We start from the raw sequence: 13,261 nt of genomic DNA, 5'->3' as shown, positions 1-13,261 counted from the left end.
ACTCCTCTCGTGCGGTTCCCGGCCACCTGCACCCACCGGCCCGCACCGGTCATGTCGGGACGGGGAGAACAGCCTCGACCACGGTGCCGCCGTGCTCGCCGTCACGGATCGAGCAGGTGCCGCCCACCTCGGCGGCCCGTTCGCGCATCGTCGACAGGCCGGAGCCCGACCCCCGAGCCGGCGCGCCGACACCCACCCCGTCGTCGGTGACCCGCACCCGCAGATCGCCCGCCCGCTCCAGCGCCACGGTGATGACCTTCGCACCGGAATGACGCCGGGCATTGGTCAGCGCCTCCTGCACGATCCGGTACGCCGCGACCTCCACCGCGGCCGGCAGCCCCTCCAGGCTCCCCCCGACGGTGACCGGCACCTCCACCGCCAGCCGCCGGATCGACTGCTCCAGCCCGACCGCGTCCAGTGTGCGGGGCCGGAGGCCCTGCACCAGCTCCCGCATCTCCCCGTTCACGGTGTCCATCCCCACCCGGAGATCGGACAGCAGCTGATAGGCCAGCTCGGGGGAGTGCCTCAGGGATCGCCGCGCCGCCTCCAGCCCGATCGTTATCCCGGCCAACCGGCTCCCCAGCCCGTCGTGCAGGTCCCGGTGCAGCCGCCGCCGCTCCTCCTCCCGCGCCCCGGCCGCCCGTTCCCATGAGCGCCGCAGGTCATGAGCCATCTGTACGGCATGCGCGACGTCGGCGACGATCGGCACCAGGACGGCCAGCATCCGCCGCTCGTACGCCCGGGGGAAGCGCCGCGCCCCGGGCGGCCCGAGGAGCAGCGTCCCGGCGGGTTCACCGTGCCACACCAGGGGGATCTTGCGGGGGTCGTCCCCGAGTTCGCCGACGGCGTGGTTCTCCTCGGCCTGGACCGCCGCCCCGGTCACCGCCAGGCCGTCGGCCACCGCCCGCACCGCCGCGTCCAGCGCCTGGGCGGGACCGGCGTGCTGGATCTGCCGCCGCAGGGCTTCGGCGTGCACCTGGGGATCGCCGCTCCTGCCGTACAGGAGCCGGTCCAGCAGGCGCTGCAGGCGCCGCTGGACGGGCAGGAACGACAGGCCCGCGAAGATCGCCGCGACCACGCCGAAGAGCTCGCCGTAGTCGGCCAGGAAGAGTCCGGCGAGCGCGCCGACGGCCAGGTACGCCGTGGCGGCGAAAACCACCAGGGCGCCGCCGACCAGGGCCCGGCTGACAAGCGTGTCGATCGAGTAGAGCCGGTAGCGGAGTACGGCGATGGCCACCGCGATCGGCACGGCCGCCTCACCGATGGTGTCCAGCCAGAGGTAGTCCCAGCCGAGGGTCGCGGTGAAGGCGAGGTTGTCGAAGGCCACGACGGGCGCCAGCCAGGCGATCTGCCGCCGCACGTCCGGGTCGGCGCGCCAGAACCGGATGAGCAGCACGAGCAGGCTCACCCAGAGCAGCGGCCCGCAGATCGCGTTGGACACCTGGTACAGGCTCGCGAGCGGCCCGGGGGAGTCGTCCAGGCGCAGGATGCAGATCACCAGCAGGAGCAGCTGCCACGAGATCAGCGCCAGGTAGACCCAGCGCCATCGGGGCCGCAGCAGGCCTGCGTCCGGATGCGCGAGCGGCAACATGAGCGCCGTGCAGTTGGTGACGGCGACCCGGAAACAGGCGAGCCAGGGGAGCGGCGGCGGGAGCGGCACCATGTCCTGCCACCCGTACACCTCGTACAGGGAGATGGCGAGCGTCATCCAGCCGTTGGCCGCACCGACCAGCAGGAGCAGCCAGCCGACGATCAGTTCTGGCCGGCGCAGCACGATCAGCATGCCCAGCGGGGTACTGAGCAGCGCCTGGACGCGGGCGGTGTCGGCGATGGCGGGCGGCCGGGGGTTGATCGCGAGCTCGATGACCACGTGCGCGGCCAGCGCCGCGAGGCCGAGCGCGCCCAGGGACAGGGCCACGACCCGCACCGCGTAGTCCGCTTTCCGCCCCATGGATCCCCCCAGAAGGGGATTCTGGGGCCTATGCCGACCTATCAGCAAACTCTGACGACCAGGTCAGGCCCCGAGTCGCGATCTTCGGCCGGCGGCAGAGACGGAACGCCTGGTAACCCGTGCTGCCTGGGTTCCTGCGCGACCACTTCCGGCACGTGGGGGAGATCGCCGTCCGCTAGGACTCCGGAGTAGAGGGTGAACGCGACGCCGAACCTCAGCGGCTTCCCCAGCAGGGTGCGGCAGTCCACCAGGAGGCCGACACCGGACACCACCACGAGCCCGATCATGAGGGCCACGCTCGCCATCAGCGGGCGGTGCCATTCCCGCCATGGCCTCGACACACTCATCCTCTCCCCCGGAATCGCACGATTCCGGGCGGCTATTCCTGGTCCCAGGTGACCTCGAGCCGGTGCACGCCATAGATGTTCATGTTGTGGCGCAACGGAACGTCCTCGGCCGGGACGGCCAGGCGGAGGGTCGGGAACCGGCCGAACAGCGCAGGCAGCGCGACCCGCATCTCGACTCGGGCCAGCTGCTGGCCGAGGCACTGGTGGATGCCGTGGCCGAAGGCCAGGTGCCCGGTGGCCTGCCTGCTCAGGTCGAGGGTGTCCGGGTCGGGGAACTTCTCCGGGTCGCGGTTGGCGGTCTGGACCGCGAGGGTGACCGTCTCGCCCGCCCTGATCAGGTGTCCGTCCAGCTCGACGTCCTCCAACGCCGCCCGGACGTTGGTGTGCGTGATGGTCAGGTAGCGCAGCAGTTCCTCCACCGCCCGGTCGACGCCGCTCGGGTCGGCGCGCAGTGCGGCGAGCTGGTCCGGGTGGTTCAGCAGGGCGAAGGTGCCGAGCGCGATCATGTTGGCGGTGGTGTCGAGCCCGGCACCGAGCAGGAACGCGCCGAGGCCGGCGACCTCCTCGTCGCTCAGGTCGCTCGCGGTCAGCTCGCTGAGCACGTCGTCGGTGGGGTTCGCGCGTTTGGCCTGCACCAGTCCACGCACGTACTCCTGCAGCGCGTTCCAGGCCGCGTACATCTCCTCCTGGGAGATGTACGCGGAGGTCAGCGCCTTCGCGTGACGGTTGAAGGTCGCGCGGTCCTCGTACGGCACGCCGAGCAGTTCGCAGATCATCATCGCCGGGACGGGGTGGGCGAACGCCTCGACCAGATCCACGGACGGGCCGTGGTCCTCCATGGCGTCCAAGTGCTCGGCGGTGATCTGCTCGACGCGTTCGGTGAGCACCCGCATCCGGCGAACGGTGAACCTGCCGGTGAGCAGCTTGCGGTAGCGGGTGTGCTCGGGCGCGTCGATCCCGGTGAGATCGCCGACCGGCGCGGGCGGAAACTCGGTGACGCCCGGAATCGGCAGCGGGAAGTGCATGAGCTCGTACCGGGAACTGAACCGGGTGTCGGCCAGGACCGCGCGAGTCAAGGCATGGCCGGTGACCAGCCGGCCGACGTGCCCGTCGGGATAGGTCATCCTGGTGATCGGGGTCGCCTCACGGATCCGGCCCAGTTCCTGTGGTGGATCGAACGGACACCCCTCGGGGCGGGTGATGGGCAGCGAGTCGACCAGCGAAATCTGTTGGTGCTGCATCGTTTCCCCTTGGCTCAAGTGCGGCTTAGCGGGTGGACTCGCGGTTGAACAGCTTCTTCGACCAGAGGTAGCCGCCGAGCGCGATGACGACGCACCAGCCGACCGCGATGACGGCGTTGTTCCCGATCGGCGTGCCCATCAGCAGGCCGCGCAGGGTCTCGATGAGCGGCGTGAACGGCTGGTACTCGGCGAACCAGCGCAGCACGGTGGGCATCGAGTCGGTCGGGACGAACCCACTGCCCAGGAACGGCAGCAGCAGCAGCGGCATACCGACGTTGCTCGACGACTCGACGGTCTTGCTGGCCAGGCCGAACGCGACCGACAGCCAGATGAAGGCGAAGGCCATCATCACCAGGACACCGATGAGGGCGAGCCAGTCGCCGGGCCCCGCCGACGGCCGGAAGCCGATGAGCAGCGCGACGCCGACGACCGCCGCGATGCTGAGCATCGTCTGGATGAGGCTGCCGATGACGTGCCCGGTCAGGACGGACACCCGGGCGATGGCCATGGTGCGGAACCGGTCGACGATGCCCTCGGTCATGTCCATGGCGATCGAGATGGTGGTGCCCTGGACCGCGGCGGTGATCGTCATCAGGATGATCGCGGGGGTGACGTAGTTGACGTACTCCGCACGTCCGCCGGAGACGCCGCCGATCCCGGCGCCGAGCGTGCCGCCGAAGACGTAGACGAACAGCAGCAGGAAGACGATCGGCATGCCGATGAGCTGCAGTGTCATGGACGGGTAGCGCACCATGCGCTTGAGGTTGCGGCGAAGCATCGTCGCCGAGTCGGTCAGGGCGTGCGACACGGTGCTCATCGTGCGGTCACCTTCTCCTTGTTGCCGGTGAGAGCGAGGAAGACATCGTCGAGGTCGGGGGTGTGCACGCTCAGCGAGTCCACCTCGACCGCGTTCTGGTCAAGCCGGTCGAGCAGCGCCTTCAGCGACCTGAGGCTGCCGTCGTGCGGTACGCGCAGGGCGAGCGTGTCGCTGTCGCGAGACACCTGGTCCACGACGCGCGCGGCGGATTCGAGATCGCGCTCGTCGGCGAACCGCAGCAGGACGTGGCCGCCGGGAATGCGCCGCTTGAGCTCGTCCGCGGTGCCCTCGGCGACGATCTTCCCGTGGTCGAGCACCGCGATCCGGTCGGCGAGCTCGTCGGCCTCCTCCAGGTACTGGGTGGTGAGGAAGATGGTGACGCCACCCGCCACGAGCTCCCGCACGATCTGCCACATGGCGCGGCGGCTGCGCGGGTCCAGTCCGGTGGTCGGCTCGTCGAGGAAGATCACCTGCGGTGAGCCGACCAGCGTCATCGCGAGGTCGAGCCGCCGCCGCATCCCGCCGGAGTAGGTCGCCGCCGTCTTCTTGGCCGCATCGACGAGGTCGAACTGTTCGAGCAGCCGGGCGGTCCTGCGCCTGCCCGCCTTCCGGCCCAGGTGGTGCAGATCCGCCATCAGGGTCAGGTTCTCCTGACCGGTCAGCAGGTTGTCGACCGCCGAGAACTGGCCGGTGACGCCGATCGCGGCACGCACCGCGTCCGGCTCGGCGGACAGGTCGTGACCCGCGATCCGCGCGCTGCCCCCGTCGGCGCGGATCAGGGTGGACAAGATCTTGACTGTGGTGGTCTTGCCGGCGCCGTTGGCGCCGAGCAACGAGAAAACGGTGCCACGCGGGACGTTCAGGTCGACGCCGTCGAGCACGACGTGATCGCCGTACGACCGGCGCAGTCCGGTCGCCGTGATCGCAGATTGGGATGGCATGGTCATGAGAACCCCTTCGAGATCTGGTCAGGAACGGCGGACGGTGATGTCGCCGAACGACGTGTGCGCGCGGACTTCGACGGTCTGCTCGGACTTCTCCGGTGCTTGGCCGAGGCCCTCCAGCGAGTTCTCCACCCGCCCGTACGAGGTGTTCAGGTCGAGCCATGCGGCGGTGCCGGCGGCGACACCGATTTCGAGGTGGCCGGTCGAGGTGTGCAGCGTGACGGTGTCGCGCGTGACCTGGCCGACGCGAATGGTTCCGTTGGAGGTCTTGGCGTCCACCATGGCGTCGGCCCGGTCGACGGAGATGTCGCCGTTGGCCGAGCGCACCCGCAGTTCGCCGGTGACGGTGCCGATGTCGGTGTTGCCGTTGGAGTTCTTGACGACGGCGGTGCCGCCGATCTCGCCGATGTGCACGCGCCCGGTGCTGGTGGAGACATCGGCGTTACCCGCGACTGTTTCGACGGTGATGTCACCACCGGTGGTGTCCAGTCGAAGCGGTCCGGTCCGGTCGAGATGGAAATGCCCGACCGACGCCTTGAGCCGGCACTCCCCCAGCGTGCCGACGCCGCGCAGGTCCCCCACCGACAGGTCCGCGTGCACGTGCGAGCCGGTGGGAAGTTCGATCAGCACGTCGACCGACCTGGTCTTCTTGGAGAAGTCGAGCATGCGGGCCTTCGGCCCACGGACCGTCAACGTGCCGTTGGCGTACTCGACGCGCGTCTTCTGCGCGGCGTCCACATCGGACTCGTCGGACTCGTCGCTCGGCCGCACCTCGACGACGGTGTCGGTCCGGTCGCTCGCGATGATCTGCACGTCACCGACGGAGAGCTCGATCGTGGCGGAAATCGGTTCAGGCGTGGCGAAAACCGGCATGGCTATCCCCTCAGAATGAGTCAGAAGAACATCCCCGCTGGTCGGAGATGTACGAAGAAAGTGGTTCCGGGTGTCGGCGTGGGCTAGCGGGCCCAGCCGGTGTAACGCTGCGCGTTGCGCTTGCCGCGCCGGTCGGAGCCGTGGTCGCTCTCCGAGGCACGCAGCGCGGTCGAGGCGGCCCGCACCAGCCAGGCGTTGAGCGAGCGACCTTCCTTGCCCGCCGCCTCCTCGATCGCGGCCTTGAGCTGTTCCGGGAGGCGGACGTTGATCCGTGCCACTGGACCGTCCTCGAAACTCGCCGCGGCGTCATCGGCCGACACCGCGCCCGGATCCGGGGTGTCCCGGAGTGGCTGCTCCGCCTGCCGGACCGTCACGACGAAGTCCGGGTCACGTCCACGCAGGTGCACCTGGACCGAACCGGGGGCCAGGTCTCGGGTGATCTCGTCGGCGGCCGCCGACAACGCCTCGAGCAGGGTGAGCCGGATCGCCGACTCCATCGACACGGTCAACCGCTCGATCAGCACACTGGCGTCGCCATCACCGGTCTCGACGGCGGTCAGCAGCTCGCGACCGAGGGAGGCCACATACGGGGTCAGGTTCATGGCATCACTATGGCACATCATGGTGCCATCAACAAGCCATGTTGGCTCAGATTGGCACCACTCTGGCTCAGAGTGGATGTCCGGCCGATCACGACACGACAGACCGGCCCCGGAACTCGCACGTCAGAGGGTGCGCTCGTCGTGCCGGCACCCTTCCGATGCGCGGGGCGGAGGGGAGCCACGCTCGCCTACGCCTGGCACTCCTTTGGCACTCCTTCCGCCGGCCCCCGATCGGCGCCCAGACGAGCCCGGCGAGCGGAACAGCCCCGGCCGATCAGGGGCCTATGAGGAGACCCCGCCGAGGAGGTCCGCGGCGATGCCGTCAAGGAGCCAGCGCAGGCCGCGCTCGAAGTTGTCATCCGCGCCGGGGACGCCGTCCGCGAGCAGCGGCGCGAGATGTGGGAACTCGCCACCGTCGAGGAGGTCGCGCAGATAGGGCTGCACGAACGCGTCGCGCTCGGCCTGCGTCCAGCCGTCCTTGCGCGGCCGTTCCCGCTCGTTGGCCTCCCGGATCACGAACCCGGTGACGTAGTCCTCCACCGCGGCCAGCGCCCGCCACCTGCCTTCGGGGCCGCTCGGCAGGCTCGACATCGCGGCCAACGACTGCTCCAGGTGCCGTAGTCCGTTGGGACCGATCTCCGGGCGGCGGGAGATGAGATCGATGATCCAGGGGTGACGCCCGGCCACCTCCCGCTCGCGCCGGGCGAGCAACGTGATCGCCTCGCGCCAGTCGTCCGGCAGGTCCTCCCTGATCAGCACCTCGGCGCCGATCTCGTCCAACATGAGGTCGAACAGGTCTTCCTTGCGCTCGATATGGCTGTAGAGGCTCATCGTCCGCGCTCCGAGCTCGGTGGCGACGCGGCGAATCGAGACGGCTGCGAGTCCTTCGGCGTCCGCGATCTCGATCGCCGTCCGCACGATCGTCTCCCGCGTCAGCGCGGTGCGCCGTTTCGTCGCCTCCCGGGCCCAGATCGGTCCTCGTACCTGCTCGGATGCCATCCGCCAAGTGTACGGCGTAGCGGCAATCCGCTACAGCGTACGGGATTGCGCTACGGTGTATCGGAAACCGATACACCGTACGGAGCATGCTGGATGACAACCTCACAGACCAGGCCAGACGGCACCGCGTTCGACCCGGCGCTGCGGAGGATCGCCTTGGCGGTGGTGCTGGGCACGATCATGACCGTCCTCGACGCGACCATCGTGAACGTCGCGATGAACGTCCTCGGCCGCAAGCTGGACACCTCGCTGAGCACAGTCCAGTGGGTGATCACCGGCTACACGCTGGCCCTTTCCATGACGATCCCCGTCACCGGCTGGGCGGTGGAGCGGTTCGGCGCGAAGGCGACATGGATCACCTCGCTGGCGCTGTTCCTCGCCGGGTCCACGCTGTGCGGCATGGCCTGGTCGGTGGAAAGCCTCATCGCCTTCCGAGTGCTGCAGGGCATCGGCGGCGGCCTGCTCGTCCCCGTCGCGCAGATGGTGCTCGCCCGTGCCGCCGGCCCCGAGCGGATGGGCCGGGTGATGGCGCTGGTCTCCGTCCCGGCGATGCTCGCGCCCGTGCTCGGCCCGGTGGCCGGGGGGCTGATCCTGGACCGGCTCCCCTGGCGGTGGATGTTCCTGATCAATGTGCCGGTCTGCGCGGTGGCGCTGGTGCTCGCCGTACGGCTGTTGCCCCACGACGGGGAGCATCGGCCGGAAAGCCGCCTGGACGCCTTCGGCCTCGCTCTGCTCTCCCCCGGTCTCGCCGCACTGATCTACGGGCTCTCGCAGGTCGGAGAGGGTACAGGCCACGCCCAGGCATTCGTGGGCCTGGTGGGCGGAGCCCTGCTCGTGGCCGCCTTCACGGTGCGCTCGCTGCGCGCGCCGGGCCGCGCCCTGTTCGACGTCCGGCTGTTCGGGAATCGGGCCTTCGCCGCGTCCGTCGCGACGCTGTTTCTCTACTCGGTGTCGGTCTTCGGCCTGATGCTGCTCATCCCGCTCTACTCCCAGGCCTTCTCGGGAGCGAGCGCACTGGAGGCCGGCCTGCTGGTGGCCCCGATGGGGGTAGGCGCGATCGTCACCATGCCGATCGCCGGACGCCTGACGGACCGGATCGGCCCGCTGCTCCCCGGCGGCACGGGAATCCTGCTCGTGCTGGCCGGAGTGTTCGCCTGCACACAGGTCGACGTCACCGCCGGGACGGCGCCGCTCGCCGCCGCGATCCTGCTCGTCGGCCTCGGGCACGGCCTGACCACGCCGTCGATCATGGCCGCCGCCTACCGCACCCTGCCCGGGACCTCCATCCCCGGGGCGACGACCGCCTCGCAGATCTCGGTCCGGGTGGGAACCGCCCTGGGCGCCGCCCTGATCGCGGTCGTCCTGCAGTCGCTCATCCGGTCGGGCGGCCCCGGAGCGGGGGCGTACACCGGCGGCCTGTGGTGGACCTTCGCGATCGCCGGGGTCGCCCTCGTGCCGGTCCTGCTGATCCCCCGCCGCTGACCTCGGCGAGTGAAGTGCCGGAAAAGCGAAGCACTTGCCGCTTGGTGGTGTGGACGTGACGGATAAACCTGGTGCGGCCGGGCCCTGCCGTCCAGCACGATGAGGTGATGAACGATCTGTCTGAACGGAGTGTGGACCGGTCGGCGTCCGACCCCTGGCTCGACCGGATCCTGCGCGAGGGTGCCACACCCGGATTGCTGAGCGCCCTGGTCGAACGGCTCTCGCCGACCGACCTGCAGACGCTGCTGCTGGAGGTCTACCGCCGCCGCGCCGCCGCCGTGACGCCGGGTGGTCTGCTGCGGGCCTACGAGCGCAACCGTTTCACCGCGCCGTCGGCGCTGGACGCGGGTGAGCTGGCACGCCTGGAGTCCCTTGTCCACGGACGGCTGGCCCGGCATGGTTTCACCGGGCTGGCGCTGTCGCCGCTCTGCCCGCTGGGTACCAACTCCGCGGTGGCGACCGTGGACCAGCACAAGGTGGTCACCACCGTCCGTAACACCGAGGCCGTCGCGGACGCCACCAACGTCCTGGCCCTGGAGTGCGCGGTCCGCCGCCGGGAGTCGCTGCGGGCCGATCCTCGTTCGCGCCATCGGGTCAGGCTCGCCGCCGTCCACCGGGTGGTACGCGCCCAGGTCTTCGGCGGGTCAGGCATGCCGGCGCACTTCGCGCTGCTGGCGCTGTGCACCGCCGGTCGCGCCGAGGCTTCGTTCAGCTTCGAGACGGCGACCCTGGCCGAGCAGATCGGTGTCCATCTCGACGTCCTGCGCGGGGCCGGCGAACTCGGCCACCAGATCTCCTCGGTTCGCGTGCTCCTCACCGACCTGACCGGGGGGCGGCATCGCCAGGCCCTGCGCGAACACGTCCTGAACCGGCTGGCACGGGCGCACCCCGGCACCGCGTTCGCCTTCGACGACGACCGCGTGAACGGCCGCGGCTACTACGACGGCGCCTGCTTCGAGATCCGCGCCACCACCCCCACCGGGGACGACCACAGCCTCGGCGACGGCGGATTCACCACCTGGACCGCCGATCTCCTCAGCAACACCAAGGAACGCCTGCTCATCAGCGGCCTCGGCCTAGAACGCCTCTGCGGCTTGTTCCACCAGCACGCCGGATAGCTGCGGTCGCCTTCCTGAGATCCCCGCGTACGAGACAACCGCCAGACCATGTCGGTGCCGTCCTCCGAAAGGATCGGGCAGCCGCCGAGCCCCCTGATGCCCCCTCGCCAAAGCAACCACGCCACCGCAGAGTGGATAACCAGCCCGAGCACGGCCCCGCTTTCCTAGCTTTCCAAAAGAGTGAACATATCGAACTTATCACCCGCATCGTGATGTCCTTCGCGAACAGGACACGAGATAGCGGATACCCGATAGCGCAATATTTGGCCGTCCCTTAATTCCTAAGAGGGAAGTAAAGATATTCTCTGGAGGTCGATTCGAATATCACCCTGGAGGATTTCATGGCGGAGCAGCATTCTCTGTTCGGCCCCAACTTTGGAACGATTCACGAAAAACCGAAAGAAGCGCACTTTCAGCGCATAAGGGTGCTTATAACAGTCAAAGCCGCCCCCAACCCCTCTGAGACCTATGGCGAGACCGTGTGCGTTGCCGCCCTCAGGCTTGACCTAGACCAACCAGGTTGGATACGACTATATCCAATTAACTTTCGCGAACTGGGTAGCAGTCACCAATTCCGTAAATACGACATCGTCACTCTGGAGGCCAAGCCCAACACCAGCGACCCCCGAGCAGAGAGCTGGAGACCCCGATCCGACAAGGTCGTGGTGGAGAAGCACCTCGACGGGTGGCCAAAGCGCATGGCATACCTCGACGACTACATCGAGGGCTCCATGTGCGATCTCATCTCAGGGGCCAAGAAGCGGCCAGTCGGCCGCTCGCTGGCCGCAATTCGCCCTATGGAGATCATCGGACTTGACATCCAACCCCACCCCGGCTGGACACCCGACGAACAGCGAAAGATCGACCAGTACGTCAGCCAGCTCGGCCTTTTCGACACCGGTCCCCGCACCGCTCTTCAAGCACCCCGCTTCAAGGCGTGGTACCGCTACCGCTGCCAGTCCGCCAGTTGTAACACCCACCGCCAAGGCATCTATGACTGGGAACTGGTGGCCCTGCAGCGCTCCGTGCATGATCGCGATGATGCGGGAGTCAAGCAGGCCATCCGTGACAAGTTCTGGGATCTAATGAACGCTCCGGACCGCGACACCATTTTCTACGTCGGTAACCAGCAGGCCCATCCACAGAGCTTCATCGTTCTGGGCGTGGCCTATCCTCGGCGAATCAGGCCGGTACGGCGCGGCTGAATCGCTCACGGACGGCTTCCAGGACGAGATCGCGATGACAGCGGTGTTCGTCGGCCTCGAAGCACATGACCGCTACCGTCTGCCGCCGGGCTGCTTCCGCGATTCGGTCCAGGCATTCGCCCGCGTCAGCGTTGACGAGCTGTCCGGCGTAAACGTCTCGGGCCGCGCCCAGCTCGGCCGGACCTCCGCCGAACCCCGCCCTGTTCCATTTGGGGTTGCCGAGTTCTCGCATGTGCTCGTAGGCGATGCCCGCACCGGCAAGCGCACCGGCCAGCGCGGTCTTGCTGAATCCGCGTTTCCGGGAGATCGGATTCAGCCGCACATCGACCAACAGCGTCACGTCTTCCCGATGGAGCCGTCGGATGAACTCATCGAGATCACATCCCTCGTATCCGACCCCGGTCAACCGCACATGCTGCTCGATCGTAAGCATGAATCGCACCCTCTCACGCCTGGTCACAGCCGTCACACGGATCCGGCAAAGCCTCGGCGCCCCTCTTCCGCTCAAGGATCTCGTACTGGCCTGAGCTGTGCGATACCAGATGGCCGAAACCTCGTTCGGCGGGCGGGCCGTGAGCCTCGCGGCGGTGCCGGTCAGGTCAGGGCCAGTAGCCGGTCGCACTCCTGCAGCAGGCGTTGGCGAAGTGGAGCGGAGCGTTCGGTGAAGGCGCGCTGGGCGGCCACGTACTCCGCGCGGCCTTCGGCGGTCTCCACCTGGATCGGCCGGTAACCCAGGGCGCTCAGATCGTACGGGCTGGCCCGCATGTCCACGGTCCTGATGTCGCGGGCGAGCGCGAAGCAGTCGGCGACCAGCTCGCTGCCGATCATTGGCGACAGCTTGTAGGCCCACTTGTAGAGGTCCATGTTGGCGTGCAGGCAGCCCGGCTGCTCCAGCTCCCGCTGGCGTTCGCGGGTCGGCTGGATCACGTTGAGCGGGCGGGCGGGGGGCGTGAAGAAACGGAACGCGTCGAAGTGGCCGCACCGCACTCCGCGCTGGTCGACGATCTCCTCGATCCGCTCGGGGGAGAGCCGGAGCGGGAAGGAGGAGTGCCGGATCTCCACCTCCGGCGTCCGGTAGACCATCGCCCACTCGTGCATCCCGAAGCAGCCCAGATAGGGCGGACGGCTCGCGGTGGCGGCCAGCAGCTCCCTCGTCCAACTGATCGCGGCCGTACGTTGCGGCAGCACCAGCTCAAGGTCCAGCACCGCGCCCTGCTCGCAGTCGCGGTAGTTCGCCCCGTAGGAACTCGCCCCCGCCAGGACCGTACCGGCGCCCGGATGCCACTGGAGCAGGCGTCCCGGCCGGAAGCTGTAGTAGGTGAACAGGAAGTCCTCGACCGGGTGGGCGACCCGCTCCCGGCCGCGGCGCAGATGCGGCTCGACCCAGGCCCCGACCCGTTCCCGATGCGCCGAGGCCCTGCCCCGCCACTCCCGCTCGCTCAGCACTTCCACCCCAGCATGGTAAGAAGCGCCGGCCGGTAAGCGGTAAACGGAGAATCTTCCTCCCCGCAGTCGTAGATCATGGTTTGGCGGGGTCTGCCGCTCTCGCCCCGGAACCGGCGCCTGACTCCCACAGGTCACTCGTACCGGATGGACCGTCGCAGCCCGCATGGCCCGGAGCCGCCCGCCTCCTGACCTGATGCGGCCTCGAATCCGGCCTGTCGCGGGCGTGAGCCGCCGTG

General features: G+C 68.7%; 13 protein-coding genes. 3 read left to right on the top strand and 10 right to left on the bottom strand.

Annotation, left to right across the window (positions count from 1 at the left end; all coding sequences use genetic code 11):
• Positions 1–49: 49 nt before the first annotated feature.
• The 8 genes from ABT130_RS23385 to ABT130_RS23350 form a co-directional block, all read right to left on the bottom strand.
• Positions 50–1,951 carry a sensor histidine kinase gene (locus tag ABT130_RS23385; protein WP_350958443.1) on the bottom strand — a complete coding sequence of 634 codons (1,902 nt, stop codon included), beginning with the start codon at positions 1,949–1,951 and terminating at the stop codon, positions 50–52.
• A gap of 41 nt (positions 1,952–1,992) precedes the next feature.
• A complete protein-coding gene (locus ABT130_RS23380; protein WP_350958440.1) occupies positions 1,993–2,256 on the bottom strand; it encodes a hypothetical protein in 264 nt (87 codons plus the stop codon).
• 74 nt (positions 2,257–2,330) lie between these two features.
• Positions 2,331–3,539 (bottom strand): cytochrome P450, encoded by a 1,209-nt coding sequence (locus ABT130_RS23375; RefSeq protein ID WP_350958437.1) that lies wholly within the window; start codon positions 3,537–3,539, stop codon positions 2,331–2,333.
• A gap of 25 nt (positions 3,540–3,564) precedes the next feature.
• Positions 3,565–4,356, bottom strand: a complete 792-nt coding sequence (locus tag ABT130_RS23370) for an ABC transporter permease (protein ID WP_350958434.1) — start codon at positions 4,354–4,356, stop codon at positions 3,565–3,567.
• Positions 4,353–5,303: an ATP-binding cassette domain-containing protein gene (locus ABT130_RS23365; protein WP_350912202.1), complete on the bottom strand. Its 951-nt coding sequence runs from the start codon at positions 5,301–5,303 to the stop codon at positions 4,353–4,355. The genes ABT130_RS23370 and ABT130_RS23365 overlap by 4 nt, the downstream gene beginning before the upstream one ends.
• 21 nt (positions 5,304–5,324) lie before the next feature.
• Positions 5,325–6,173, bottom strand: a complete 849-nt coding sequence (locus tag ABT130_RS23360) for a DUF4097 family beta strand repeat-containing protein (protein ID WP_350958431.1) — start codon at positions 6,171–6,173, stop codon at positions 5,325–5,327.
• Positions 6,174–6,256: 83 nt separating this feature from the next.
• The gene (locus tag ABT130_RS23355; protein WP_350958428.1) at positions 6,257–6,775 is read right to left on the bottom strand and encodes a toxin-antitoxin system HicB family antitoxin; all 519 of its coding nucleotides are present in this window, start codon (positions 6,773–6,775) and stop codon (positions 6,257–6,259) included.
• Positions 6,776–7,057: 282 nt separating this feature from the next.
• Entirely contained in the window at positions 7,058–7,774 is a 717-nt protein-coding gene (locus tag ABT130_RS23350) for a TetR/AcrR family transcriptional regulator (RefSeq protein ID WP_350958425.1), read from the bottom strand.
• Between the two features lie 93 nt (positions 7,775–7,867).
• Here ABT130_RS23350 and ABT130_RS23345 point away from each other — a divergent pair, with 93 nt between their 5' ends.
• The 3 genes from ABT130_RS23345 to ABT130_RS23335 all read left to right on the top strand — a co-directional run bounded on the left by ABT130_RS23345 (position 7,868) and on the right by ABT130_RS23335 (position 11,579).
• A complete protein-coding gene (locus tag ABT130_RS23345; RefSeq protein ID WP_350958423.1) occupies positions 7,868–9,256 on the top strand; it encodes a DHA2 family efflux MFS transporter permease subunit in 1,389 nt (462 codons plus the stop codon).
• A 107-nt stretch (positions 9,257–9,363) separates the two neighbouring features.
• Positions 9,364–10,374, top strand: coding sequence for a hypothetical protein (locus ABT130_RS23340; RefSeq protein WP_350958420.1), 1,011 nt, complete (start codon positions 9,364–9,366; stop codon positions 10,372–10,374).
• Positions 10,375–10,715: 341 nt separating this feature from the next.
• On the top strand, positions 10,716–11,579 hold the full coding sequence (locus ABT130_RS23335) for a DUF8757 domain-containing protein (protein ID WP_350958417.1): 864 nt from the start codon (positions 10,716–10,718) through the stop codon (positions 11,577–11,579).
• On the opposite strand, the gene ABT130_RS23330 is transcribed toward ABT130_RS23335, so the two are convergent.
• Both ABT130_RS23330 and ABT130_RS23325 read right to left on the bottom strand, forming a co-directional pair.
• Complete coding sequence (locus ABT130_RS23330; RefSeq protein ID WP_030913027.1) at positions 11,557–12,012, bottom strand: DUF488 domain-containing protein; 456 nt, start codon at positions 12,010–12,012, stop codon at positions 11,557–11,559. The two genes, ABT130_RS23335 and ABT130_RS23330, sit on opposite strands and share 23 nt — an antisense overlap.
• A gap of 161 nt (positions 12,013–12,173) precedes the next feature.
• On the bottom strand, positions 12,174–13,031 hold the full coding sequence (locus tag ABT130_RS23325; RefSeq protein ID WP_350958415.1) for a 3-methyladenine DNA glycosylase: 858 nt from the start codon (positions 13,029–13,031) through the stop codon (positions 12,174–12,176).
• Positions 13,032–13,261 lie beyond the last annotated feature (230 nt).

The organism is Streptosporangium sp. NPDC001681, from assembly GCF_040298085.1.
Lineage (GTDB): Bacteria > Actinomycetota > Actinomycetes > Streptosporangiales > Streptosporangiaceae > Streptosporangium.
The sequence above is the reverse complement of the archived record's forward strand: the minus strand, read 5'-3'. Positions and strand labels throughout refer to the sequence as shown.

Excerpts from the sequence above, each read along its gene's own strand:
- ABT130_RS23385 (WP_350958443.1), bottom strand. The coding sequence starts at position 1,951 with ATGGGGCGGAAAGCGGACTACGCGGTGCGGGTCGTGGCCCTGTCCCTG.
- ABT130_RS23380 (WP_350958440.1), bottom strand. The coding sequence starts at position 2,256 with ATGGCGAGCGTGGCCCTCATGATCGGGCTCGTGGTGGTGTCCGGTGTC.
- ABT130_RS23375 (WP_350958437.1), bottom strand. The coding sequence starts at position 3,539 with ATGCAGCACCAACAGATTTCGCTGGTCGACTCGCTGCCCATCACCCGC.
- ABT130_RS23370 (WP_350958434.1), bottom strand. The coding sequence starts at position 4,356 with ATGAGCACCGTGTCGCACGCCCTGACCGACTCGGCGACGATGCTTCGC.
- ABT130_RS23365 (WP_350912202.1), bottom strand. The coding sequence starts at position 5,303 with ATGACCATGCCATCCCAATCTGCGATCACGGCGACCGGACTGCGCCGG.
- ABT130_RS23360 (WP_350958431.1), bottom strand. The coding sequence starts at position 6,173 with ATGCCGGTTTTCGCCACGCCTGAACCGATTTCCGCCACGATCGAGCTC.
- ABT130_RS23355 (WP_350958428.1), bottom strand. The coding sequence starts at position 6,775 with ATGAACCTGACCCCGTATGTGGCCTCCCTCGGTCGCGAGCTGCTGACC.
- ABT130_RS23350 (WP_350958425.1), bottom strand. The coding sequence starts at position 7,774 with ATGGCATCCGAGCAGGTACGAGGACCGATCTGGGCCCGGGAGGCGACG.
- ABT130_RS23345 (WP_350958423.1), top strand. The coding sequence starts at position 7,868 with ATGACAACCTCACAGACCAGGCCAGACGGCACCGCGTTCGACCCGGCG.
- ABT130_RS23340 (WP_350958420.1), top strand. The coding sequence starts at position 9,364 with ATGAACGATCTGTCTGAACGGAGTGTGGACCGGTCGGCGTCCGACCCC.
- ABT130_RS23335 (WP_350958417.1), top strand. The coding sequence starts at position 10,716 with ATGGCGGAGCAGCATTCTCTGTTCGGCCCCAACTTTGGAACGATTCAC.
- ABT130_RS23330 (WP_030913027.1), bottom strand. The coding sequence starts at position 12,012 with ATGCTTACGATCGAGCAGCATGTGCGGTTGACCGGGGTCGGATACGAG.